Genomic DNA, 22,004 nt, shown 5'->3' with positions numbered 1-22,004 from the left:
CCCGCGCCGGCCCGGCAGGTCGCCCTCCTCGAAGGACTCGGTCCGCGGCGGTGCCCACCCGGCCACGGGCCGATCGGCCAGTTGGCACGCGAGTCCGAGAGTGCGCGAGTCCGAGAAGAAGTGCACCGCGATGGACCGGCCTCGGCACCCGCCGGTCCAGGCCCGCACCAACCCGCACCAACCCACGCCGGTCCGCGCCAGCCCACGGCGACCCCGGCGATCTGCGCTTCCGTCCTGCCGTGCGATGCTCCTGGTCATGGATTCCGCCCCGCGCAACCCGATCGGCGCCCACGTCCCCGTCGCCGGGAAGGGGCTGGCCGGGACAGGGCTGGCCTACGCCGAGAAGGTCGGGGCGGAGGCGGTGCAGGTGTTCGTCGCCAACCCGCGCGGGTGGGCCACCCCGGCCGGGAACCCGGCGCACGACCTGGCGTTCCGGACGGCCTGCGCCGAACGGGGCATCCCGGCGTACGTGCACGCGCCCTACCTGATCAACTTCGGCTCCGACTCGGCCGCCACCCGGGAGCGCTCCGCCGAGTCGCTGGCCCACTCGCTGCACCGCTCGGCCGCGATCGGCGCCCTCGGCGCGGTCGTGCACACCGGCTCCGCGCTCTGCGGCACCCGGGCGGAGGCGCTCGCCCAGGTCCGCGCCCAGGTGCTGCCGATCCTGGACGGCCTCGACCGGTACGGCGCCGACGCCCCGTGGCTGCTGCTGGAGCCGACGGCGGGCCAGGGCAGTTCGCTCTGCTCCCGGATGGACGACCTGGCCGCCTACCTGGACGCCCTGGACCACCACCCGCTGGTCGGCGTCTGCCTGGACACCTGCCACGCCTTCGCGGCCGGCCACGACCTGGCCGCACCGGGCGGGGTCGACGAGCTCTTCGACGCCCTGCACCGGGCGGTCGGCCCCGACCGGCTGCGGCTGATCCACGCCAACGACTCGCAGGACGTCGCGGGCGCCCGCAAGGACCGCCACGAGAACATCGGCGCCGGGCACATCGGAGCGGCCGCGTTCGAGGCGCTGCTCGCGCATCCCGCCACCGCCGGCGTCCCCCTGGTCATCGAGACCCCGGACGGCCGCCACGACCCCGCCCGGGTCGAGGGCGCCCGCCACACCGCCGACATCGACCTGCTCAAACGTCTGCGCCGCCCCGCCCCCTGAGCCACCGCCCGCGCACCCACCCCCGCATCCGCCCGGCGCCGGTTAAGCTCCCCGGGTGCCCGCCCCGCAGCCGATAGCCACGCCCACCTCCTCCGCCACCACCACCGACCTCCCCGCGCCCACCGAAGCCACCGCGCCCGCGCCCGTGTCCGTCGCCGAGCCCGTGTCCGTCACCGAGCCCGAGCCCGGCAACCCCACCCGGGCCGCCGAGGCGCAGTCGCTCCCTCCCGTGCGCCGCCCGCCCCGCGGGGCGCTGCTGCGCCTCGGTGCGCTGCTCGCGGTGCTCGCCGCAGCCGCGGCCTCGCTGCTGCTGTGGGACCCGTCCGCCGTCATGTCCGCCGCCGGCGGCCCGTGGCGGATGCCGATCGCGCTCTCGGTGTACGCCTTCGGCACGGTGGCCTTCCTGCCGCGCCCGGCGCTGAACGCCGCGATGGGAGCGTTGTTCGGTTCGCTGTGGGGCGTGCCGCTGGCGGTCGCGGGGTCGGCGGTCGGCGCGGCGGTGGCGTTCGTCCTCGGGCGCCGGCTGGGGCGCGAGGCGCTGCGGCCGCTGGTGCGCGGCAAGGTGCTGACGGAGATCGACCGGCGCCTGTCCGAGCAGGGCTTCCGCAGCGTGCTGCTGGTCCGGCTGTTCCCGGGCGCGCCGTTCCAGGCGGGCAACCTGGCCTGCGCGTTCTCCGGCGTGCGGTTCTGGCCGTACCTCGCGGGCACCGCCCTCGGCGTGGTGCCGACCACCGCCGCGTACGTGGTCGCGGGGGCGAGCGCGGGTACGCCCACCTCGCCGGCCTTCCTGGTCTCCGCCGCGGTGATCGCCGCGATGTGTGTGTTCAGCGCCGTCTCGCTGTGGCGGGCCCGCCCGCGCCGCTCCGGCTGACGCCCGCCACCGGAGCGGCCGGGACGGCGATCACCGAACCGGCGGCCGACGAAACGCCCGTCGCCCGGGCGTCTCACCAGCCCAGCAGCACCGGCCGGGCCGGAACCCCCTCGGCGATCAGCCCCGCGAGCGGAGTCGCGAGGTCGCGGGGCGAGAACAGCCCGGGCCCGTGGTGGGCGGCGATGTCCTCCAGTCGCCACCAGCGGGAACCGTCGATGTGCTCGGCGGCGAGTTCCTCCGCGGACAGCGTGCCGTGCGGGCGGAACGAGGCGGTGCGGACCAGGAAGTAGTCGTTCGCCACGCCGTCGTAGCCGGGCGCGAGCCCGGGCTCGGCCGCTTCCTGGTGCCACACGTGCGGCGGGTCGGCGTCGATCACCAGCCCCACCTCCTCGCGCAGTTCCCGGCGCAGCGCGGCGCCCGGGGTCTCGCCCGGCTGGACGCCCCCACCGGGCGCCGCCCACACCACCGTGCCGGACGGCCCGGGAAGGACGTGGCGACACAGCAGGACGCGGTCCGCCTCGTCGAGGACGATCGCGCGGACGGAGTGGCGCAGGCGCACGGAAGGCTCCGAGCCGACGGGACAGACAGCGCCGACGGGCCCGACGGGGTCGGCCATCTAACGCTCCACCGCGGGCGACCATTCGCCGAGCGCCCGCAGCACCACCGTGTTGGCGACCATCACGACCCCGAGCCCGAGCGCCCACCAGGGGTGTCCGCCGATCGCCAGCAGCACGACCGAGCCGCCCCAGACCAGCAGTTGCACCCCGTACCAGAGCGCCACCGGCTCCCGGACCTTCCGCCGGGGCGCCGCGTAGCGGGCCCAGAGCACGATCGCGAGGGCCGGCAGCACGAGGGCGAGCAATACCCGGAGGGCGACCGGTCCGTCCGACCACGCGCCGTACCCGCCGACCGCCAGGGCCACCAGCGAGGCCAGCTCCAGCAGGAAGCGCAGCGCCAGCTGAGCCCCCGTCATCCCCTTGCGCACGTCCGTACCCGCCCGTTCCCCCGCCGCACCGCCCGATGATCGGTTCTTCCTACCACGCTGCCCGCCGAAACCGAACCACTGCGCCGACCTCAGCACCGCCCCCACTCGCCACCATCCGGAGCGGAAAGCCGGAACGGAAAGCCGAAGCGGAAAGCCGGTGCGGAAAACGGTTCGCCCGCCCGGACCGGCTCGCCCCACCATGTCCACATGACGAACACCGGTCCCGCCACCATCCGCACCAGCCCGCCCTTCGCCGCCGACGAGGCGGTGATGCTCGGCGCCTGGCTGGACTTCCACCGCGCCACGCTGGCCCTCAAGTGCGAGGGCCTGGCGCCGGAGCAACTGCGCGAACGCGCCTGTCCACCGTCCTCGATGTCGCTACTCGGACTGGTGCGGCACCTGACGGAGGTGGAGCGGCACTGGTTTCGCCAGGTGCTGGACGGGCAGGAGTTGGACGCCTCCGGCCGCTACTGGTCGGAGGAGTTCCCGGACGGCGACTTCGACCTGGTGGACGGGGCCGACCCGGTCGTCGACACCGTCGCCTGGCAGGAGGAGGTGGCGTTCGCCAGGTCCGCCGCCGAGGGCGTGTCGCTGGACGCGGTCGGCAAGGGGCGGTGGCGCGGCAACGAGGTGACGCTGCGTTGGATCCTGGTGCACATGATCGAGGAGTACGCCCGCCACAACGGTCACGCCGACCTGCTCCGGGAGCGGATCGACGGCTCCACCGGCGAGTAGCCACGCCCCGCGCCACCCCTGGGGCGTGCGCCCCCCGACGGCGACCCGCCACTCCGGAGTGAAGCCGTTACATGATTGTTGACAGTGAGTCAACTAGCGTCGGGATACCCCCGATAGGGTCATCGCGCGCAACCGTTCGCCTGTCGGTGGCGTCCTGTGGAATATCCGGACAACCACGGATTTTCCCCCGCGCCACAACCCGTCCGGCGGGCACAAGCGGGCACATCTGCGGTGATCAGTGCGATACTCGGACAGTTCCAACAAGTGGATGACGTGTCAAAACGACCCGTCGTCCCCCCGGGGGACGAGTTACGGAACGAGAGAGGGAGGCGCGGCTAATGGGAGCACTTCGCGACGAGCACCACAACGGGTGGCTGATGCCTTCCGGCAGCTACCCGGCCGCGATGTACGAGGAACCCTGGGAGGGCGAGGAGACGCTGCCGAGCGTCCAGGCCGGCCCCTCCAAGATCGTCTCGCTCCGCCCGACGGGCTTCGAAGCCGCCCGCACCGTCGGCGAGCACATCCGCGCCGCCACCCCGGTGGTCATGGACCTCACGGAGATGGACGACGCCGAGGCCAAGCGGATGGTCGACTTCGCCTCCGGTCTGATCTTCGGCACCCGCGGCGGCATCGAGCGGATCGCCCGCCGGGTGTTCCTGCTCACCCCGGCCGACGTCGAGGTGATGGTCATCGACCGCCCGCTCGACGACTCGGGCTTCTACAACCAGAGCTGACGGCCCGGCCCCCGGGCCCGCCGCACCCCACCCGAAGACCCCGCGCCCCGCGCGGGGTCTTTTGCCGTACCCGGGAACCCCGCCCGCGCCCATACCCCCCCGCACCCACCCCCGCCCCACACCCACCCATGAGACGCGCGTCGAAATTATGAGACACCGATGTCTCAGTTGCGCTATCCTCATCTCATGGCAACCGACCGCGACTCCGTCCTGGAGGCAGCCGTGGGCATCCTGTCCCGGCGCCCGACGGCCCATCTCGACGAGATCGCCCGCGCCGCCGGCATCAGCCGTGCCACGCTGCACCGGATCTTCCCGGGCCGGGAGGCGCTGATCCTGGAGGTGGGCGCCCTCGGCCTACGCCGCTTCTCCACCGCGCTCGACACCGCGCGGGTCGAGGAGGGCAACGCCGAGGCCGCCCTGCGCCGCCTGGTGGACGCGGTGGTGCCGGATGCCGCGCTGTGCGCCTTCCTCGCCGGGGAGAACCAGCTGTACGACCACGAGGAGATCAACGACCTCTGGGAGCTCCAGGACGCCCGGGTCCGCGCGCTGTTCCTGCGCGGGCAGCAGGAGGGGGTGTTCCGCGTCGAGCTCTCGGCCGCCTGGCTGAGCGAGGCCTTCTTCGACCTGGTGGCCGGCATCGGCTGGGCCGTGCAGGAAGGCCGGCTCGCCCCCCGCGAAAGCGCGTTCTCGCTCGCCGAGCTGTTCCTCGGCGGTGCTCTACGGAGATCTGATACCCCATGAGTTCCACCCCCGTCGTCCGGTCCGGCCACCGCTGGGCCGGTCTCGGCGTCCTCGTGCTCGCCGTCACCCTGGTGGCGGTGGACGCGACGGTGCTCTCCCTCGCCATCCCCTCGATCACCGAGACGCTCCGCCCGTCCGGCACCCAGTTGCTGTGGATCGGCGACGTCTACTCCTTCGTGCTGGCCGGCCTGCTGGTCTCGATGGGCGCGCTCAGCGACCGGCTGGGCCGCAAGCGGGTGCTGCTGGCAGGTTCGGCCGCGTTCGGCGCGGCCTCGCTGCTGGCGGCGTACGCGCCGGGGTCCGGGTGGCTGATCGTGGCCCGGGCGCTGCTGGGCGTGGCGGGTGCGACGATCATGCCGTCCACGCTGTCGCTGATCCGCACGCTGTTCCCCGACCCGCGGGAGCGGGCCACCGCGATCGGCGTCTGGGGCGCGGGCGCGGCGGCCGGTGCGGCGCTGGGCCCGCTGGTGGGCGGTGTGCTGCTGGAGCACTTCTGGTGGGGTTCGGTGTTCCTGCTGAACCTGCCGGTGATGGTGCTGCTGCTGGGGTTCGGCGCCTGGCTGCTGCCGGAGTCCCGCGATCCGCGCCCGGGCCGGTGGGACGTGCTGAGCGTGCTGCTGTCGATGGCCGGTGTGATCGGCGTGGTGTACGGCGTCAAGGAGTTCGCCGTGCACGGCCCGGAGCGGTGGACGACGCCGCTGGTGTTCGCGCTGGGCGCGGCCGCGCTGGCGGTGTTCGTGCGGCGCCAGCTCCGGTTGGAGACGCCGCTGCTCGACGTCCGGCTGTTCCGGAACCCGCGGTTCACGGCCGCGGTGCTCTCCTCGCTGATCTGCCTGATCGGCCTGTCCGGTGTGATCTTCTTCATGTCGCAGTACCTCCAGCTGGTCCGCGGCTACTCCCCGCTGCACGCGGGCTTCGCCGAGATGCCGGCCTTCGTCGGCTCGGTGGCGGGCGGTCTGCTGACGGCCCGTCTGGTGCGGCGCGCGGGTGCCCGCCGGGTGCTGACGGTGAGCCTGTTCGTGATGGGCCTGGGCATCGGCGTGCTGGGCTTCGTCCGGGTGGACAGCGCCTACCTGCTGCTCGGCTCGTCCTTCCTGGCGCTGGGCACCGCCGAGGGCGTGGTGTACACCCTCTCCTCGGACCTGGTGCTGGGCGCCGCCCCGGCGGACAAGGCCGGTGCCGCCTCGGCCGTGTCGGAGACGGCGTACGAGCTGGGCGCGGCGCTGGGCATCGCCCTGGTCGGTTCGATCGTGACGGCCCTGTACGCGGGGTCGCTGTCCGTCCCGGCCGGTGTCGGTCCGGCGCTCGCGGAGCAGGCCGGGCAGTCGCTGGGCGGCGCCCAGGAGGTCGCGGCCGGGCTCCCGGCGGGGCCGGCCGGGCAGCTGCTGGCCAGTGCGAACAGCGCGTTCGTGCACGGCGTGACGGTCGCGGCCTGGGTCTCGGCGGTCCTGCTGCTGGGCGCGGCCGCGCTGGCCCACCGCCTGCTGCGCCCCCGGCCGGGCGCCGCCGCGCACCCGGTCGCGGACCATCCGGTGGCCGAGCCCGACAAGGCGCCCGCGCACCACTGACGCCCGCCACTGACGCCCGACGCGAAAGCCCGCCACTGACGCCCGACGCGGAAGCCCGACGCGGAAGCCCCCGCATCGCCGAGGCCCGGTCAGGGGTGGTCCGCCAGGTACGCCACCAGCCGGTCGGTGTCCTGCCGGGTCCACCCCTCGGGCGGGACGATCCGCGCCCAGGCCTCGGCGGGCATCAGCCCGTAGCGGTGCCCGTGCCCCTCGGGCACCGCCTCGGAGGCGGCCAGGTCGCAGGTGACCTGCCAGAACGTCACCAGCGGGTACCACCGCATGGTCGGGGAGACGTCGTGGGCGCGCTGCCCGTCCAGCCACTCGGGCCTGGTCCAGATCAGCGAGGGCTCCCACCACACCACCGGGTCGCTGCCGTTCTGCAGGTAGACCACCCGCGGCTGGTCCCAGGCGGCGCCCTCGGGCACCGCGAAGTCGGACGGCCGCTGGGCGAACCGGACGTTCCGCCCGTCCCGGTGGACCGGCCGCCAGACGGGGCTGCCGGGCTGCCGCTGCTCGGTGACCGCCTCCCGCAGCGAGTTGTCGGGGGTGGGTCCGACCAGCAGCGCTCCCCCGGTCTGCCCGAGCAACTGCTCGACGCCGCCGGGGAAGGCCCGTTCGGTGGCGTACGAGCCGAGGCTCTCACCGGCCACCATCAGCCGGGGCCGGGAGTCGGCGGGCAGCTGCGACCAGCGCGCGTGCACCGCGTCGTACAGGGCCTTGCCGGCCTCGGTGGCCTCGCCCTCGGTGAGGAAGGAGATCCAGCTCGGCAGGTACGAGTACTGGAAGGCGACCTCGGCGCTGTCCCCGTCGTACAGGTACTCCACCGGTGCGGCGATCCGCTCGTTGACCCAGCCGCTGCCGGTGGTGCCCAGGACCACCAGCGCCTTCCGCTGGAAGCCGCCGGCGCGTTCGAGTTCGGCGACCGCGCGCCGGGCGCGTTCGCGCAGGCCGGCGGGTGTCCGGGCGCCCTCGGCGAAGCCCGTCCCGTCGACCGACCGGAGCCCGACGTAGGCCCGGACCGGGTCCTTGGCGGGGCGGCCGGTGAAGTCGGAGATCCGGGCGGCGGTGGGGGCGCCGCCGACGAAGTCGCGGCCCTTGACGCCCAGGCTGTCCCAGCTCTCGTAGGAGGCGGGGCTGCCGGAGAGGGTCGGCGAGGTCGGCCGGACGACGCCGGGGGTGGTGGAGCGGTCGGCCAGCGCGGCGCCGCGTTCGGCGAGGTCGAACAGGCCGCGCAGCAGGAAGCCCTCGACGAAGCCGGTCACCACGACGGCGGCGAGCGCGGCGGCCCCGAGGGCGGCCGCCCACGGCGGGACGGCCCGGCCGAGGATGCCCCGCAGCCAGCGGGTGCCGAGCCGGACCGCCCGGGCGCACAGCACCAGCAGCCCGCCGAGCAGCAGCGCGACCGGCAGCACCAGGGCCCACTGCCACCAGGAGATCCCCGGGGCCATGCCGACGGCCCGCCGCAGGTCGCCCTGCCAGCGCACGCTCCGCGCGGTGACCGCCACGACCGCCCCGCCGCCGATCGCGGCCAGCACCCACCACCCGGCCCGCCGCACCCGCGCTCCGGGGGCCGGGCCGCACACCCCGGCGAGGTAGCCGAAGAAGGCACCGAGGCCGTAGCCGAACGCGGCGGTGATCGCCCCGGCGGCGGCCTGCAGGTACCAGGGCCGGGGCAGCAGCGAGGGGGTGAACGAGAGGCAGTAGAACAGCACCGCCCCGGTCGACGCGCCCCAGCCCGGCCACCGCCGTACGATCCGCCGCTCCCCCACCGCCACCGTCCTCCCGTTCCCGCACTCGTTCCCGCCCTCGTGGCCGCGCACGTGACCCGGGCCGCCGCAGCTGCCCGGGCCCAGCACCGGAACCACCACCGGAACCGGCACCGAAACCGGGCCGGGGCGGCGGCCGCGCATCCGCCATACGTATCTCGGCTTCCGCACCGTCGATCTGACGTGCCGTCGGTCTCCCCCCAATGGCGCAGCGCCGCTGGCCCCGGGTGGCGCCGGGCTCCGACGATGGGTGCGTAGGGCGGAGGCGGACGTCAGGTTCCGCCGTGTCCGGACGCGGGCCGTGGGCCTGCCGGAACGACCGCGGCGTGCACGGGCCCGGCGCGGTATCTGAGCGAAAGGGTGCGCGATGCGAGACGCGGAGCGGGGCGGTTCGGGCCGGGGTCTGGTCCGGCAGGGCCCGGTGGGGCCGCCGCGGCGCCCGGAGCGGCGCCCGGTGCGGCGCGGCCTGCGGGTGTCGCTGGCGGTGGCCGGGGCGGTCGCCGGGATCACGGTGGTCGCGGCGTGCGGCGGCACGTCGGGTGAGAACCCGGTGCAGGCCGCGATGTCGACGTTCACGGTCGGGGCGCCGGAGACGGCGAGCTTCTCGGGCGAGCCGCCGTCGGCCTTCGCCTCGGCGCACGAGTCGGCGCTGGCCTCGGTCTCGGCGGCGGAGGCGTCCGCCTCCGAGCGCGCTGCCTCGTTCGAGGCTTCGGTGAACGCCCAGCTCCAGGCCACCCGGACGAAGGCGGAGGAGGTACTGGCGAACGTCCCGGAGACGGGCGAGGCCGCGGGGTCGGGCGACGGGACGTCGGACGTGACGCTGACGGGTGTGCCGGCCTCGGTCTCCGGCGACCTGAACGCGGCGACGGTCACGGTCACCAACAGCACCCTGGACACCCGCTCCTACGCGATCCGGGTCGACTTCACCGACACCAGTGGGAAGACCGTGGACAGTCAGGCGGTCGGCGTGGAGAACCTGGCGGCGGGCGCGACCGCGAACCCGACGGTGTTCAGCAAGGTGCGGGGCGAGCGCCTGCTCCCGGTGGTGGTGCAGGCCTACCGCTACTGACCGCCCCCGCACGTGGAGGCGCCCGTGCGCTCAGCAGGTACCGAGCGCGCGGGCGCCGTCGTGCCGCGGGCCTTCCGCCGCGGTGCGGGCGTTCAGTTGACGGACCGGAGGATGACGTCCTCGTAGTCCCAGCCGGGGTCGTCCGCGCCGTCCGGCGCGGTGCCGGGGCCGGGGCCGGGGCCGGAGCCGGGGGCGGGGGCGGACGGTTCGGCCAGGGCGTCGGCGAGGGCCTCCGCGAAGGCGTCGGCGAAGGGATCGGCGGCCTCGTCGGGGAGGAGGTCCTCGGTGGGGAGGCCGTCGGCGAGCAGCTCGGTGTCGCCGGCGGAGTGCGGTTCGGCGGTCCGGAGTTCGGTCCGCCCGGCGGTTCGTCCAGTGTGCGTGTCCATGGGTCCATAGTGGTTCGGGCCGCCGGTGCGGGCCCGGTGCCCGGCCGCAGAGCCCCCCGATCGGGTGTACGGGTGGTACCCACCCCGGTCAGCGGCGTCCGCCACCCGGTCGGCGGGTGCGGGCAACCCGTGCGAGCCAACCCGGCTGGCCGGGGCCGGAGCGCGACCTTAGCTTCGAGGCGGTGGGCGCGCCCATGCCGTCCGCGACCGCGACTTCCGGAAGCCGGCTCCTCTTCGATGACTCCTCTCCTCGCCCCGACGCGCCCGCTGGTGCGGGTCGCCGCCGTCCTGTTCTGCTGCGCCGCCTCGGTGCCCGCCGCCCTGGCCGCCGCCCCGGCGGCGGCCGCCCCGACCGGTCCGACCGTGTACCGGGTCGCCCCCGGCTCCTCCGTGCAGGCCGCGCTGGACGCGGCCGCCCCGGGTGACGTGGTGGAGCTCGCCGCGGGCCGCTACCCGGGCAGCGTGACGCTCTCCACCGACGGCGTGACCCTGCGCGGGCAGGGCGCGGGCACCGTCCTGGTGCCCGATCCGGCCGACCGCGGCAGCTGCGCGCAGGCCGGTGACGGCATCTGCGTGACGGGCAGCGCGGACGACCGGGGCGTGCCGGTGCGGACGCTGTCGGGGGCGGTGGTGGAGTCGCTGACGGTGGCGGGCTTCCCCCGCAACGGCATCGGCGCCGCCGTCACCGACCGCCTGACGGTGCGCCGGGTGGCCGTGCACGACAACGGACGGCAGGGCATCAGTGTCGAGATGTCGACCCGTACCGCGCTGACCGACAACGAGGCCAGGGACAACGGCCAGGCCGGGATCTTCGTCGCCAACTGGTACGACCGCAAGGGCGGCGCGCTGGAGACCCGGGGCACCGTGGTGTCCGAGAACCGGCTGACCGGCAACCGGATCGGGCTCCAGCTGCGCCGGGTCCGCGACCTGACGGTGGAGGCCAACCTGGCGTACGGGAACTGCGGCGGCGTGTTCGTGGTCGGCGACGACGGGGTGCCGCGGGCCGGGGCGCTGACCGTCCGGGACAACGTGGTGCGGGCCAACAACCGGTACTGCCCGCCCATCCCCCGGCTCGACTCCGTCCAGGGCACCGGCATCCTGCTGACCGGCACCGAGGATGTCGCCGTCACCGGCAACCAAGTCTCCGACCACAGCGGGACGTCGCCGATGTCCGGCGGCATCGTGCTGTACCCGAGCGCGGTCGGCGCGCCCAACGCCCGGGCCGCCGTCACCGGCAACGCGCTGAGCGGGAACCTGCCCGCCGACCTGGCCGACCGGGACCCGCGCGGCACCGGCAACGCGTTCGCCGACAACGCCTGCGGCAGCTCCGAGCCCGCGGGCCGCTGCTGACGCCCCGCAACCTCCGGTCCCCCTCCCAGCCCCATCCACCACATCCGACGAAAGGCCACGCCCATGACCACCGCCCCGACCAGCACGACCGCCCCGACCAGCACGACCGCCCCGCCCAGCACCGCGAACACCGCGAGCACCGTCAACACCGCAGGTCAGGCGCCCTCCGCGGCCGTCCCGCCCGCGATGCTGCTGCGCGAGCTGGTGTTCGGCGCCGCCTGCGCGGGCGCGGTCCGCGCCGCCGCCAGCCTGCGGCTGCCCGACGCGCTGGACGAGGAGCCCGCCGGCGCCGAGCAGCTGGCCGAGCGGCTGGGCGTCGAGCCCGGCCCGCTGCGCCGCCTGCTGCGCGCGCTGGCCTGCTACGAGGTGTTCGCCGAGGACGCCGACGGCCGCTACCGGCACACCCCGCTGTCGCGCCTGCTGCGCTCCGACGAGCAGGGCAGCCTGCGCGACATCGCGCTGTGGTGCACCGAGCCGTGGACGTGGCAGTCCTGGTCCCGGCTGGACGACGCGGTGCGCACCGGGCGCAGCGTGTTCGGCGACGCGTTCGGCAAGGAGTTCTTCCAGTACCTGCACGACGACGCGCCGGAGTCCGCGGCGCTGTTCAACCGGGCGATGACCCAGTCCAGCCGCCAGTCCGCGCAGGACCTGGCCGGTTTCCTGGACCTGTCGGGCGTCTCCTCGGTGGCCGACGTCGGCGGCGGGCAGGGCCAGGTGCTGGCCGAGCTGATGGAGCGCCACCCCGGCCTGCACGGCACCCTGCTGGACCTGCCGAAGGTGGTGGAGCACGCGGACCCGCGGCTGCTGCCCGGCGGTGCGCTGGCCGGGCGGGCCCGGCTGGTGCCGGGTGACTGCCGCACCGCCGTGCCGGTGCAGGCGGACCTGTACCTGGTGAAGAACATCCTGGAGTGGGACGACGACTCGACCCGCCGGACGCTGCGCAACCTGCGCGAGGTGGCCCGGCCGGGGGCCCGGGTGGTGATCGTGGAGAACCTGGTGGACGACTCCCCCTCGATGCGGTTCACCACCGCGATGGACCTGCTGCTGCTGCTGAACGTCGGCGGCGCCAAGCACACCCTGGGCAGCCTGACCGCCCTGATCGCCGAGTCGGGCCTGGTCCTGGACGCGGTCGCCCCGGTCAACCCGTACCTGCACGCCTTCTCCTGCACGGTGCCGTAACGGGACGCGCGGAAGGGGCCGCCCGGAGGTCTCCGGGCGGCCCCTTCCGCGCGGGGTTCAGCTCACGACGCCGTCCCTGCCGTCCGGCGCGGGTTCAGCGGTTCCAGCGGTAGAACTCGTGCGCCATGGCGTCCTCGGGGCTGCGCCAGGTCGCCGGGTCGTAGGCGTCGACGTAGACCGCGAGGCGTTCGCTGACGTCGCGGAAGTCGGGGTGCCGGGCGTACTTGGCGACCTCCGGTCCGGCGGGGCGCTCGGACTCGATGAGGTGCAGGTAGACGTCGCCGAACTGGAACAGGCTGCGGCTGGTGACGCCGATCAGGCCGGGCAGCTCGCCGCGGTCGGAGTCGGCGAAGACGCCGGCGATGTGGTCGGCGGTGCCGGGCTTCATCCGGGCGACGATCAGGGAGCGGTGCACGTCGTTCATCCGACCGCTCCGGCGCGGTGCTCGACCTTGGCGCGGATCAGCTCCATCTGGACCTTGGAGTTCTGGTTGATCCGGTCGGTCATGCCGAGGTCGTCGACGGGGGCGGTGGGCTTCATCGCGAAGTCCTGGATCCAGCGCATGCTGGTGCCCTGCGGGTGCTCCTCGTACTCCCAGCGGATCTCCATGAACTCGAACGGGCCGGGTTCGACCCGGCGGGCCCGGACGGTGAGCTTGTCGCGGTCGGCCTCGCGCTCGGAGACCCAGCTCCAGACCTGGCCGTTCTCGTCGGGGTGCATGGTGAGCCGGAAGCGGACCAGCTGGTCCTGCCGGTCGAGGACCTCGACCGAGGCGTACTCGCTGAACAGCTGCGGCCAGTTCTCCAGGTCGTTGGTGACGTCCCAGACCAGGTCGACGGGGGCGTTGATGACGATCGTGTTGTCGGTGTGTCCGGGCATCTCAGGCACCAGCCTTCACGGAGGAGTTGACGGTCTGCAGGAACTCGGCGACGGGGCGGCCGAGCAGGTCGGCGGAGTCGATGGAGACGCCGTAGCGGTTCTCCACGTCGGAGAGGACGCCGAGCACGCCGAGCGAGTCGACGCCCAGGTCGAGGAACATCCGGCCGGGGTCGGCGAGTTCGTCGACGGTGACGGCGACGCCGGCCCGGGTCTTGATCAGGGTGGCGAGTTCCTCGTAGGTGATCTCGGAGGCCATGTCGTGCTCCTTGGGGTCGGGCGGGTCAGGGGTGGCGCAGCACCAGGGCGGAGTTGGAGCCCATCAGGCCGCGGCTGAGCACCAGGGCGGTGCGCAGGCCGGCGGCGCGCGGGCGGCCGGTGACCAGGTCGAGGCCGTGCGGGCTGTCCGCGGTGTGCGGGGTAGGCGGGACCAGGCCGTGTTCGAGGGCGAGCACGGCGGCGGCGACGTCCAGCGCGGGGGCGCCGCAGTGGGCGCGGCCGAGGCCGGCCTTGGGGGCGGTGACCGGGACGCGTTCGGCGTGCTCGCCGAGCACGTCGGCGAGGGCGAGCGCCTCGGCCCGGTCGGCCTCCGGGACGCCGAGGGCGTCGGCGAAGACCACGTCGACCTCGTCGGGGGCGCAGCGCGCCTCGGCGAGGGCGCCGCGGACCGCGTGGGCGAGCCCCTCGCGGCTCTCGGCCCAGCGGGCCGCGCCGGTGAAGGTCGCGGTGTGGCCGGCGATCCGGGCGCGCGGGCGGGCGCCGCGCAGCCGGGCGCTGTGCTCGTCCTCGACGACGAACATCGCGCCGCCCTCGGCGGGGACGAACCCGGCCGCGTCGCTGCCCAGCGGGCGGTAGGCGCGTTCGGGGTCCTCGCTGGTGGAGAGCCCGGGGTAGCCGAGCTGGCAGACCATCGAGTAGGGGGCGATGGGTGCCTCGGCGGCGCCGGCCAGCACGGCGTCGGTGCCGCGGGCGACGGCCCGGGCGGCGTGGGCGAGCGCGTCGAGGCCGCCGGCCTCGTCGGAGGCGACCACGCCGCAGGGGCCCTTGAAGCCGCCGCGGATGGAGATCTGGCCGGTGGAGGCGGCGTAGAACCAGGCGATCGACTGGTAGGGGCCGACGTGGTGCGGCCCCTCGGCCCACAGGTGCTGGAGTTCGCGCTGGCCGAACTCGCCGCCGCCGGAGCCGGCCGCGGTGACCACGGCGACGCCGAACGGGTCGTCGGGGTGGTCGGCCAGGTCGGCGTCGGCCATGGCGAGTTCGGCGGCGGCCATCGCGAAGTGCGTGAACCGGTCGGTCTGGACCAGGTAGCGCGCCTCGACGTACTCCTCGGCGTCGAAGCCGCGCACCAGGCCGGCGATCCGGAGCGGGAGGTGCTCGCAGCCCTCCCGGTCGATCGGGCCGAGCGCCGAGCGGCCCTCGCACAGGGCCTTCCAGTAGTCGTCGGCGCCGATGCCGTTGGGGGCGACCACCCCGATGCCGGTGATCACCGCGCAGCGTTCGGTCATGCGGCCGCCTCCACCTTGCTCAGCACCACCGCGGACTGGAAGCCGCCGAAGCCGCTGCCGACCGACAGCACGTGGCGCAGCGGCAGTTCGCGGGCGGTGCGGGGGACGTAGTCCAGGTCGCACTCGGGGTCGCGCTCGGTGTAGTTGGCGGTGGGCGGGACGACGCCGTGGTGCAGGGCCAGGGTGCAGGCGACGAGTTCGATGGCGCCGATCGCGCCGAGCGAGTGCCCGACCATCGACTTGATGGAGCTCATCGGGGTGCGCCTGGCGTGCTCGCCGAGGGAGCGCTTGACGGCGGCGGTCTCGTGCCGGTCGTTCTGCTTGGTGCCGGAGCCGTGCGCGTTGACGTAGTCGACGGCCTCGCCGTGGAGTCCGGCGTGGGCCAGCGCCCGGTCGATGGCCCGGGACATCTCCAGGCCGTCCTGGGTGAGGCCGGTCATGTGGTACGCGTTGCCGAAGGTGGCGAAGCCGCCGAGTTCGGCGTAGATCCGGGCGCCGCGCCGCTTGGCGTGCTCCCACTCCTCCAGCACCAGGACGGCGCCGCCCTCGCCGAGGACGAAGCCGTCCCGTCCGGCGTCGAAGGGGCGGGAGGCGTGCTCGGCGTCCTCGTTGCGGGCCGAGGTGGCCTTGATGGCGTCGAAGCAGGCGACCGTGATCGGGGAGATCGGCGAGTCGCAGGCCCCGGCGAGGACCACGTCGGCGCGGCCCTCCTCGATGGCGAGCGCGGCGTAGCCGACGGCGTCCAGGCCGGAGGTGCAGCCGGTGGAGACGGTCTGCACCGGGCCGTGGGCGCCGATCTGTTCGGCGACGGCGGAGGCCAGGGTGGAGGGGGAGAACGCCCGTTCCAGGTGCGGGGCGGCGGGGGCGTGGTCGACGTCCCAGTGCTCGCCGCGGCCGCTGACCAGGACGTAGTCGCGCTCCAGCCGGGTGGTGCCGCCGACGGCGGTGCCGAGCGAGACGCCGATCCGCCAGGGGTCCTCGCGTTCGGGGTCGAGTCCGGCGTCGGCGACCGCCTCGGCGGCGGCGACCAGGGCGAACTGCACGTACCTGTCGTTGCGGGCGGTCTGTTCGGGGGTGAGGCCGTGCGCGGCGGGGTCGAAGTCGCACTCGGCCGCGATCCGGGAGCGGAAGCCCTCCGGGTCGAACAAGGTGATGCCGCGGGTGGCCGTGCGGCCCTCGGTGAGCAGTGACCAGAACCGGGTGACGCCGATGCCGCCGGGGGCGACGACCCCGATCCCGGTCACCGCGACCCGGCGCGTCACGAGGCCGCCCCGGCCGGTTCCGGCGGTCCCGCCTCGGTGACGGTCTCCTCGGTGTCGACGTGCCCGAGCTCGGGGCGCGGGGCGAGCGGTCCGAGGTGGAAGACCATCCGGGCCTCGGTGCTGCCGACGTTGCGGAAGCGGTGCCGCATCCCGATCGGGATCATCATCCCCTGGTCGGGCCGCAGCCGCTGCGGCACGCCGTCCAGGTCGACCTCCAGCTCGCCGGAGATCACGAACACGAACTCCTCGGAGTACGGGTGGTAGTGCTCGCCGATCCGCTCCCCCGGTTCGACGATGGCCACTCCCATGAATCCGCTGGTCGCGCCGCAGGCCGGCGGGGTCAGCATGGCCCGCAGGTCCCCGCCGCGCTTGCGGTTGGGGGGCGCGTCGTCGACGTGGATGACACGTGGCATCTCGGTGGTCACGGTGGACTTCCTCTCGTGGCGGGGGTGGGTGGTCATGCGGGGGGGGGGGGGGTCAGTCCTCGGCCGAGCTGCGGTCGGTGACGAGGGTCATCGCGCACTCGGCGAGCAGGCGGCGCAGGCCGTCGGGGGTGCGCTCGGCGGGTCCGGCGAGCTTGCCGAGGACGGCGGCCGAGCGCGGGCCGGCCAGGCCGAGGGCGGCGGCCGGGTCGGCCGCGGGGTCGCCGAGCAGGTCGACCAGCCGGACCACCAGGTCCTCGTACCGGTAGAGGGTGGCGCGCACCAGCGGGCTGCCGGGGTCGGCGACCGCGTGCTCGTCCTCCTCGGAGAGCAGTTCGGCGAGGACCGCGCCGGTGCCGGGGCGGACGGGGTACAGGTAGGCGTGCCGCTGCACCGGGCCGGTCTTCAGGGCGGCGTGGTGGTGGACGGCGGGCAGGGCGGCGCGCTGGAAGAAGTCGCGGGCGGACATCGGGTCGTCCAGGTCGCGGTCCTCCTCCAGGTACGGGTTGATCGCCTCCTCGACGGCCCGCACCCCGGGCTGCCGGGCGACGTGCCGCAGTGCGGTGGGCAGGTCGCCGGCCACCTCGACGCAGCGCACGACCCGGTTGCCGTGCATGAACAGCGAGGTGCGCAGCAGGCGGGTGGTGTCGTCGACCCGGGCCTGCGGGGAGCGGTAGCCGGAGAGCAGTTCGGCGGCCTTGGCCTCGGCGCCGGGCTTGACGGTGAAGCTGAGCGCGTGCCGGACCACGCCGTCCGGGCCGGGCCGGGGGGTGCCGGGCACGGCGGGGTGGTGCTCGCCGGGGCGCAGCGGGGTGGCGGTGGTGTCGGTGGCGGTGGCGCCGCGGGTCTCGCGCAGCACGCTGTAGCGCAGCGAGCGGGTGTCGCTGACGCAGCCGTGCATCGGCTTGACCATCTCGCGGTGGGCCGGGCTGTCCACCCAGGCCAGGAACGGCTCGGCGCTCTCCCACTCGCTGGTGATCAGCCAGCGGGACGGGTCGTCGATCGACTGGCAGAGCTGGTCGCTGACGTGGCCGGGGACGGCCGAGACCTGGTAGCGCAGCAGTTCGTACGCCTCCAGGAAGCGGTCCTGGGCGCCGTCGTGGACGTCCAGCATCAGGACCACCCGGAGCCGGCCCGTGGTGGGGCGGTCGACGGTGGTCGCGGTCTCCTCGGCGGTGGAGAGCAGGGTCATGGCGGGGGTTCCTGTCGTCGGTTCGCGGTTCGTTCCCGAAGGGCCCCTGTCCGGCTCCGGACGCGGGTCGCGGACGGCCGGGCGGGGCGACGGTTCGCCCTCGATCGTCAGGGTGCGGACGGGGCCCGCGCGAGACTTCGGGGCCATCCGGGCGAAGCACCCTGCGTGCCCGTCGGCGACGGGGAACGGATGGCGGGCCGGGCGCGTCCGGCGCCCCGCACGGATGGAGCAGAGCTGATGAACACACAGATGGCGGACCGGGTCCCGGTCCTGATCACGGGCGGTTCGCTGGTCGGACTGTCCGCCTCGCTTTTCCTCGGCCGGCTGGGCGTCCCCCACCTGCTGGTGGAGCGCCACGCCGAGACCTCCCGGCACCCCCGCGGCCGCGGGAACAACCTCCGCACCATGGAGCTGTTCCGGGTCGCCGGGGTGGAGGACGACATCCGGGCCGCCGCGTCGGTGCTGGCCGACAACCACGGCATCCTGCAGGCCGAGACCCTCTCCGGGGGCGAGCAGGAGTGGCTGTTCCGGGAGATCGACCCGGGCGGCGGCCTGGCCAGGTTCAGCCCGTCCGGGTGGTGCCTGTGCAGCCAGAACGACCTCGAACCGGTGCTGGCGCGGCACGCCGCCCGGCGCGGCGACATCCGCTTCAACACCGAGCTGGTCTCCTTCGAGCAGGACGCCGACGGGGTGACGGCGCTGCTGCGCGACCGGGCCACCGGCGAGGAGCGCGAGGTGCGGGCCGACTACCTGGTCGCCGCGGACGGGCCCCGCAGCCCCGTCCGGGAGCGCCTGGGCATCGGGCAGTCCGGGCGCGGCGACCTGTTCCACAACGTCTCGGTCACCTTCCGGGCCAAGCGGCTCGCCGAGGTGGTCGGCGACCGGCTGTTCATCGCCTGCTACCTGACCGACCCGGCCGGCGCGGGCGCGCTGCTGCCCGTCGACAACCGCGAGCAGTGGGTCTTCCACCTGCCCTGGCACCCCGAGCGCGGCGAGCGGGTCGAGGACTTCACCGACGCCCGGTGCACGGCCCACATCCGGGCCGCGGCCGGCGTCCCCGACCTGGACGTGGAGATCACCGGCCGGGCGCCCTGGCACGCCGCCGAGCGCGTCGCCGACCGGTACGCGGCCGGGCGGGTCCTGCTGTGCGGCGACTCCGCCCACGAGATGCCGCCCACCGGGGCGTTCGGCTCCAACACCGGCATCCAGGACGCGCACAACCTGGCCTGGAAGCTGGCCGCGGTGCTGGACGGCTGGGGCGGGCCGCGCCTGCTGGAGTCGTACGGGACGGAGCGGCGGCCGGTCGCCGTGCAGACCGCGGCCCGGGCCGCGGCGCGCTCGGTGGAGCACCAGCACCCCGGCTTCGACGCGGCGCCGGTCGGGGGTCCGCGCACCAACGTCCTGGCGGTGGCGCTCGGCTACCGCTACACCGAGGGCGCGCTGGTCGGCGCGGACGCCACCGCGGGGGTCGTCCCGGAGCGCTTCGCCGCGACCGGCGAGGTCGGCACCCGGGCCCCGCACCTGTGGGTGCGCGACCGCGACGGGCGGCGGCTGTCGACCCTGGACCTGTTCGAACGCGAGCCGGTGCTGCTGGCGCCCGCGGCGGGCGGCGCCGAGTGGCCGGAGGCGGCCCGGGCGGTCTCCGAGCAGACGGGGGTGCCGATCCGGTGCCTGCTGGTCGGCGAGGGCGGGGACCTCGTCCCCGAGCCCGTCCCCGCCGCCCCCGTGGCCGGCCCCCGCCCGGCCGGGCCGAGCGGCTGGCCCGCGGTCTACGGGCTGCGCGAGGGCGGCGCGGTGCTGGTGCGCCCCGACGGCTTCGTCGGCTGGCGGGCGAGCAGCCCGGTCGGCGACCCGGCGGCGGCGCTGCGGGTCGCGGTGCGGGGCGTCGCGGGGCTGTAGGGCCCGGGAAGGACGCGCGTTCAGGGGCTCGGGGAACGGCGGGGCGGTGGCTGCCGACGGTGCACCGCCGGTGCGTGCCGCCGCTTCCCGGGGCCCTGGTGTCGCGCTCCGCCGTTCTCGGCCGAGCCGCTGGTCCGTCCCCTCCCCGGGGCCGTTTCAGTGGCGGGTGGCGGCCAGCAGGGCGAGCAGGACGAAGGCGAGGACGACCGCGAGGCTGAGCTGGAAGGCCGCGGGGTAGTCCGCGGGGGTGTGCAGGTGGGAGAAGAAGGTGGACCCGACGGTGGCGATGCCCGCGGCGGAGCCGATCCGCTGGGCGGTCTGCAGGACCCCTCCGGCGGAGCCGGCCCGGGCGACGGGGACTTCGTCGAGGGTGAGCGCCTGGTTCGGGGAGACGACCAGGCCGCTGCCCAGGCCGGCCAGCAGCAGCGGGAGGGCGGTGGCCCAGCCGACCTCGGGGCCGTCGAAGAGGTGGACGGCGAGGGCCGCCAGGGCGAGGCCGACGGCGACGGTGGTGAGGCCGAGGGCGATCAGCCGGCGGCCGTGGCGGGTGACCAGGCGTCCGCCGACGGTGGAGGCGACCGCGGAGGCCAGGGCGAAGGGGGTGATGGCCAGGCCGGCCTGGAGGGCCGTGTAGTGGCGGCCGGACTGCAGGTAGAGGGTGAAGACGAAGAAGACCGCGGTGAACCCGGCGAAGTAGAGCAGGGAGACCAGCGCGCCGCCGGTGAAGGAGCGGGTGCGGAACAGCTCCGGGTGGACCAGCGGTTCGCGCCGCCGGGCGTAGTGGTGCTCCCACCGGGCGAAGGCGGCCAGGACGAGCGCGGAGCCCGCCAGCAGCAGCCACTTGCGGGCGTCGTGCCACTGGGCCTGGACCAGCGGGAGCAGCAGCAGGACGGTGCCGATGCCGAGCAGCAGCACGCCGACCGGGTCGAAGTCGCGGCGGGCGCAGGTGTCGGGGGTGGGCGCGGGCAGCAGCCGGTGGGCGAAGGGCAGGACGGCGATGCCGATCGGGAGGTTGACGTAGAACACCCAGCGCCAGCCCTCGGCGGTGCCGAACGCGGCGATCAGCAGGCCGCCGAGCAGCGGGCCGACCGCGGTGGAGAAGCCGATGGTGGTGCCGAGCAGGCCGAAGGCGCGAGCCCGCTCGTCGCCGCGGAACAGCTGCTGGATGAAGCCGGAGACCTGCGGGACGAGCAGCCCGCCGGACATGCCCTGCAACAGCCGGGCGACGACCAGCCAGGCCTCGCCCTGGGCGGCGCCGGCCAGCGCGCTGGTGGCGGTGAACAGGGCGAGGCCGGTCAGGAAGACCGGGCGGCGGCCGACCGCGTCGCCGAGCCGTCCGGCCGGGACCAGGACGAGCCCGAAGGCCAGCGAGTAGCCGGAGAGCACCCACTGGAGTCCGGCCTCGGACATGTGCAGTCCGCTGCGCACGGACGGCAGGGCGACGTTGACGATCGACACGTCGAGCAGGGTCATGAACCCGGCGACCAGGCACACCGCGAGGGCCCGCCAGCGGCGCACCTCGGGAGCCTGGGCACCGACTGTCGTGGGCTGGGTGGTCATGCGGGGTCCCTTCGTCCGGCGTCCAGTCTCGGAGGCGCCGGCGGCGGCGGGCGGGCGGCGCGCCGGGGACGGGGGCCGGTCGGCTGACTCCGTGTCAGGGGGCGGGCGGCAGGTCGAGCGGGATCCGGCGGGCGTCGGCGGCGGCGGGCGGGGCGGCGCCGAGGTCGGTGAGCGTGGTGATCACCACCGAGTCGGGGCCGGCGAGCCAGTTGCTGGTCTTGGACTGGACGGTGACGCTCTGGGTCTGCGGGGCGCCGTCGCAGACGATCAGGGTCGGCGAGGTGCGGGTGGAGCCGAAGGCGATGGTGGCGGGGTCCTCGGGGTCGTTCTGCTCGACCGAGGTGTTCAGCGAGCGGGGCTGGTCGGTGGGCGCGCAGGTGTAGGCGAGGGCGACCCGGACCCGGCCGGGGACCTTCGGGTCGATGGCGGCGCCGGTGATCGCGACGGAGGTCCGGGCGGCCGGTGGCGCGCTCTCCCCGGGCTGCCCGGTCCCGGCCCCGTCCGGCAGCGGCGCGGCTGGGGATGAGGACGGGGACGGGGACGGGGACAGGAAGGACGACGGGGAGGGTGACGGGCTCTCCGCGGGCGGCTCCGTCCCGGCCGGGGAGGGCGACGGGGACGGGGACGGGGAGGGCTGCGGCGCGGGCTCGTCGGCGAGGGCCGGGGCGAGGGCGGCCGCCCCGGCGGCGAGGGCGAGCAGACCGGCGGCGGAGAGGAGGCGGAGGTGCACGGCGGGCCTTTCGGT

Annotated in this window: 23 protein-coding genes; 10 read left to right on the top strand and 13 right to left on the bottom strand. The window is 75.1% G+C overall.

Annotated elements, in window-relative coordinates; all coding sequences use genetic code 11:
* Window positions 1-256: 256 nt before the first annotated feature.
* Complete coding sequence (locus HUT16_RS34340) at window positions 257-1,159, top strand: deoxyribonuclease IV (protein WP_176191906.1); 903 nt, start codon at window positions 257-259, stop codon at window positions 1,157-1,159.
* A gap of 55 nt (window positions 1,160-1,214) precedes the next feature.
* Window positions 1,215-2,030, top strand: coding sequence for a TVP38/TMEM64 family protein (locus tag HUT16_RS39525; protein WP_176191905.1), 816 nt, complete (start codon window positions 1,215-1,217; stop codon window positions 2,028-2,030).
* 73 nt (window positions 2,031-2,103) lie between these two features.
* Here the strand turns inward: HUT16_RS39525 and HUT16_RS34330 are convergent, their stop codons facing one another.
* Both HUT16_RS34330 and HUT16_RS34325 read right to left on the bottom strand, forming a co-directional pair.
* Complete coding sequence (locus HUT16_RS34330; protein WP_254898129.1) at window positions 2,104-2,589, bottom strand: NUDIX hydrolase; 486 nt, start codon at window positions 2,587-2,589, stop codon at window positions 2,104-2,106.
* A 57-nt stretch (window positions 2,590-2,646) separates the two neighbouring features.
* Window positions 2,647-3,003: a YrdB family protein gene (locus tag HUT16_RS34325; protein ID WP_176191903.1), complete on the bottom strand. Its 357-nt coding sequence runs from the start codon at window positions 3,001-3,003 to the stop codon at window positions 2,647-2,649.
* Window positions 3,004-3,222: 219 nt separating this feature from the next.
* On the opposite strand from HUT16_RS34325, the gene HUT16_RS34320 reads away from it, so the two are divergent.
* The 4 genes from HUT16_RS34320 (at window position 3,223) to HUT16_RS34305 (ending at window position 6,793) form a co-directional block, all read left to right on the top strand.
* Window positions 3,223-3,750: a DinB family protein gene (locus tag HUT16_RS34320; RefSeq protein WP_176191902.1), complete on the top strand. Its 528-nt coding sequence runs from the start codon at window positions 3,223-3,225 to the stop codon at window positions 3,748-3,750.
* Between the two features lie 338 nt (window positions 3,751-4,088).
* On the top strand, window positions 4,089-4,484 hold the full coding sequence (locus HUT16_RS34315; protein ID WP_176191901.1) for a cell division protein SepF: 396 nt from the start codon (window positions 4,089-4,091) through the stop codon (window positions 4,482-4,484).
* Between the two features lie 186 nt (window positions 4,485-4,670).
* Window positions 4,671-5,225: a TetR/AcrR family transcriptional regulator gene (locus tag HUT16_RS34310; RefSeq protein ID WP_254898128.1), complete on the top strand. Its 555-nt coding sequence runs from the start codon at window positions 4,671-4,673 to the stop codon at window positions 5,223-5,225.
* Complete coding sequence (locus HUT16_RS34305) at window positions 5,222-6,793, top strand: MFS transporter (protein WP_176191899.1); 1,572 nt, start codon at window positions 5,222-5,224, stop codon at window positions 6,791-6,793. The genes HUT16_RS34310 and HUT16_RS34305 overlap by 4 nt, the downstream gene beginning before the upstream one ends.
* Before the next feature lie 89 nt (window positions 6,794-6,882).
* On the opposite strand, the gene HUT16_RS34300 is transcribed toward HUT16_RS34305, so the two are convergent.
* Entirely contained in the window at window positions 6,883-8,562 is a 1,680-nt protein-coding gene (locus HUT16_RS34300; RefSeq protein ID WP_217712134.1) for an alpha/beta-hydrolase family protein, read from the bottom strand.
* Window positions 8,563-8,926: 364 nt separating this feature from the next.
* Between HUT16_RS34300 and HUT16_RS34295 the strand changes: the two genes are divergently transcribed.
* The gene (locus HUT16_RS34295) at window positions 8,927-9,628 is read left to right on the top strand and encodes a hypothetical protein (RefSeq protein WP_176191897.1); all 702 of its coding nucleotides are present in this window, start codon (window positions 8,927-8,929) and stop codon (window positions 9,626-9,628) included.
* Between the two features lie 92 nt (window positions 9,629-9,720).
* Here HUT16_RS34295 and HUT16_RS34290 read toward each other — a convergent pair whose 3' ends face one another.
* Window positions 9,721-10,014, bottom strand: coding sequence for a hypothetical protein (locus tag HUT16_RS34290; RefSeq protein WP_176191896.1), 294 nt, complete (start codon window positions 10,012-10,014; stop codon window positions 9,721-9,723).
* 237 nt (window positions 10,015-10,251) lie between these two features.
* On the opposite strand from HUT16_RS34290, the gene HUT16_RS34285 reads away from it, so the two are divergent.
* Both HUT16_RS34285 and HUT16_RS34280 read left to right on the top strand, forming a co-directional pair.
* Window positions 10,252-11,364, top strand: coding sequence for a nitrous oxide reductase family maturation protein NosD (locus HUT16_RS34285; protein WP_176191895.1), 1,113 nt, complete (start codon window positions 10,252-10,254; stop codon window positions 11,362-11,364).
* A 63-nt stretch (window positions 11,365-11,427) separates the two neighbouring features.
* Window positions 11,428-12,543 carry a methyltransferase gene (locus HUT16_RS34280; RefSeq protein ID WP_176191894.1) on the top strand — a complete coding sequence of 372 codons (1,116 nt, stop codon included), beginning with the start codon at window positions 11,428-11,430 and terminating at the stop codon, window positions 12,541-12,543.
* 94 nt (window positions 12,544-12,637) lie between these two features.
* On the opposite strand, the gene HUT16_RS34275 is transcribed toward HUT16_RS34280, so the two are convergent.
* The 7 genes from HUT16_RS34275 to HUT16_RS34245 are packed head-to-tail and all read right to left on the bottom strand — an operon-like array spanning window position 12,638 to window position 17,800.
* Complete coding sequence (locus HUT16_RS34275; protein ID WP_176193016.1) at window positions 12,638-12,958, bottom strand: TcmI family type II polyketide cyclase; 321 nt, start codon at window positions 12,956-12,958, stop codon at window positions 12,638-12,640.
* 5 nt (window positions 12,959-12,963) lie between these two features.
* Window positions 12,964-13,422, bottom strand: a complete 459-nt coding sequence (locus HUT16_RS34270) for an SRPBCC family protein (protein ID WP_176191893.1) — start codon at window positions 13,420-13,422, stop codon at window positions 12,964-12,966.
* Between the two features lies 1 nt (window position 13,423).
* Entirely contained in the window at window positions 13,424-13,678 is a 255-nt protein-coding gene (locus tag HUT16_RS34265; RefSeq protein ID WP_176191892.1) for an acyl carrier protein, read from the bottom strand.
* A gap of 25 nt (window positions 13,679-13,703) precedes the next feature.
* Window positions 13,704-14,924 carry a beta-ketoacyl synthase N-terminal-like domain-containing protein gene (locus tag HUT16_RS34260; protein WP_176191891.1) on the bottom strand — a complete coding sequence of 407 codons (1,221 nt, stop codon included), beginning with the start codon at window positions 14,922-14,924 and terminating at the stop codon, window positions 13,704-13,706.
* A complete protein-coding gene (locus tag HUT16_RS34255) occupies window positions 14,921-16,186 on the bottom strand; it encodes a beta-ketoacyl synthase (RefSeq protein WP_176191890.1) in 1,266 nt (421 codons plus the stop codon). Before HUT16_RS34255 ends, HUT16_RS34260 begins: the two co-directional genes overlap by 4 nt.
* Window positions 16,183-16,611, bottom strand: coding sequence for a cupin domain-containing protein (locus HUT16_RS34250; protein WP_176191889.1), 429 nt, complete (start codon window positions 16,609-16,611; stop codon window positions 16,183-16,185). The genes HUT16_RS34255 and HUT16_RS34250 overlap by 4 nt, the downstream gene beginning before the upstream one ends.
* Before the next feature lie 52 nt (window positions 16,612-16,663).
* Complete coding sequence (locus HUT16_RS34245) at window positions 16,664-17,800, bottom strand: SchA/CurD-like domain-containing protein (RefSeq protein WP_176191888.1); 1,137 nt, start codon at window positions 17,798-17,800, stop codon at window positions 16,664-16,666.
* 237 nt (window positions 17,801-18,037) lie between these two features.
* Here HUT16_RS34245 and HUT16_RS34240 point away from each other — a divergent pair, with 237 nt between their 5' ends.
* A complete protein-coding gene (locus HUT16_RS34240) occupies window positions 18,038-19,699 on the top strand; it encodes an FAD-dependent monooxygenase (protein ID WP_176191887.1) in 1,662 nt (553 codons plus the stop codon).
* 156 nt (window positions 19,700-19,855) lie between these two features.
* On the opposite strand, the gene HUT16_RS34235 is transcribed toward HUT16_RS34240, so the two are convergent.
* Both HUT16_RS34235 and HUT16_RS34230 read right to left on the bottom strand, forming a co-directional pair.
* Window positions 19,856-21,259 (bottom strand): MFS transporter, encoded by a 1,404-nt coding sequence (locus HUT16_RS34235; protein ID WP_176191886.1) that lies wholly within the window; start codon window positions 21,257-21,259, stop codon window positions 19,856-19,858.
* 94 nt (window positions 21,260-21,353) lie between these two features.
* Window positions 21,354-21,989: a hypothetical protein gene (locus tag HUT16_RS34230; protein WP_176191885.1), complete on the bottom strand. Its 636-nt coding sequence runs from the start codon at window positions 21,987-21,989 to the stop codon at window positions 21,354-21,356.
* Window positions 21,990-22,004: the final 15 nt, after the last annotated feature.

The organism is Kitasatospora sp. NA04385 (assembly GCF_013364235.1).
In the GTDB taxonomy this organism is placed as follows: domain Bacteria; phylum Actinomycetota; class Actinomycetes; order Streptomycetales; family Streptomycetaceae; genus Kitasatospora.
This window is presented reverse-complemented; position numbering and strand designations above follow the sequence as displayed.

Excerpts from the sequence above, each read along its gene's own strand:
- HUT16_RS34340 (WP_176191906.1), top strand. The coding sequence starts at position 257 with ATGGATTCCGCCCCGCGCAACCCGATCGGCGCCCACGTCCCCGTCGCC.
- HUT16_RS34325 (WP_176191903.1), bottom strand. The coding sequence starts at position 3,003 with ATGACGGGGGCTCAGCTGGCGCTGCGCTTCCTGCTGGAGCTGGCCTCG.
- HUT16_RS34320 (WP_176191902.1), top strand. The coding sequence starts at position 3,223 with ATGACGAACACCGGTCCCGCCACCATCCGCACCAGCCCGCCCTTCGCC.
- HUT16_RS34315 (WP_176191901.1), top strand. The coding sequence starts at position 4,089 with ATGGGAGCACTTCGCGACGAGCACCACAACGGGTGGCTGATGCCTTCC.
- HUT16_RS34310 (WP_254898128.1), top strand. The coding sequence starts at position 4,671 with ATGGCAACCGACCGCGACTCCGTCCTGGAGGCAGCCGTGGGCATCCTG.
- HUT16_RS34305 (WP_176191899.1), top strand. The coding sequence starts at position 5,222 with ATGAGTTCCACCCCCGTCGTCCGGTCCGGCCACCGCTGGGCCGGTCTC.
- HUT16_RS34295 (WP_176191897.1), top strand. The coding sequence starts at position 8,927 with ATGCGAGACGCGGAGCGGGGCGGTTCGGGCCGGGGTCTGGTCCGGCAG.
- HUT16_RS34290 (WP_176191896.1), bottom strand. The coding sequence starts at position 10,014 with ATGGACACGCACACTGGACGAACCGCCGGGCGGACCGAACTCCGGACC.
- HUT16_RS34285 (WP_176191895.1), top strand. The coding sequence starts at position 10,252 with ATGACTCCTCTCCTCGCCCCGACGCGCCCGCTGGTGCGGGTCGCCGCC.
- HUT16_RS34280 (WP_176191894.1), top strand. The coding sequence starts at position 11,428 with ATGACCACCGCCCCGACCAGCACGACCGCCCCGACCAGCACGACCGCC.
- HUT16_RS34270 (WP_176191893.1), bottom strand. The coding sequence starts at position 13,422 with ATGCCCGGACACACCGACAACACGATCGTCATCAACGCCCCCGTCGAC.
- HUT16_RS34265 (WP_176191892.1), bottom strand. The coding sequence starts at position 13,678 with ATGGCCTCCGAGATCACCTACGAGGAACTCGCCACCCTGATCAAGACC.
- HUT16_RS34260 (WP_176191891.1), bottom strand. The coding sequence starts at position 14,924 with ATGACCGAACGCTGCGCGGTGATCACCGGCATCGGGGTGGTCGCCCCC.
- HUT16_RS34245 (WP_176191888.1), bottom strand. The coding sequence starts at position 17,800 with ATGACCCTGCTCTCCACCGCCGAGGAGACCGCGACCACCGTCGACCGC.
- HUT16_RS34240 (WP_176191887.1), top strand. The coding sequence starts at position 18,038 with ATGAACACACAGATGGCGGACCGGGTCCCGGTCCTGATCACGGGCGGT.
- HUT16_RS34235 (WP_176191886.1), bottom strand. The coding sequence starts at position 21,259 with ATGACCACCCAGCCCACGACAGTCGGTGCCCAGGCTCCCGAGGTGCGC.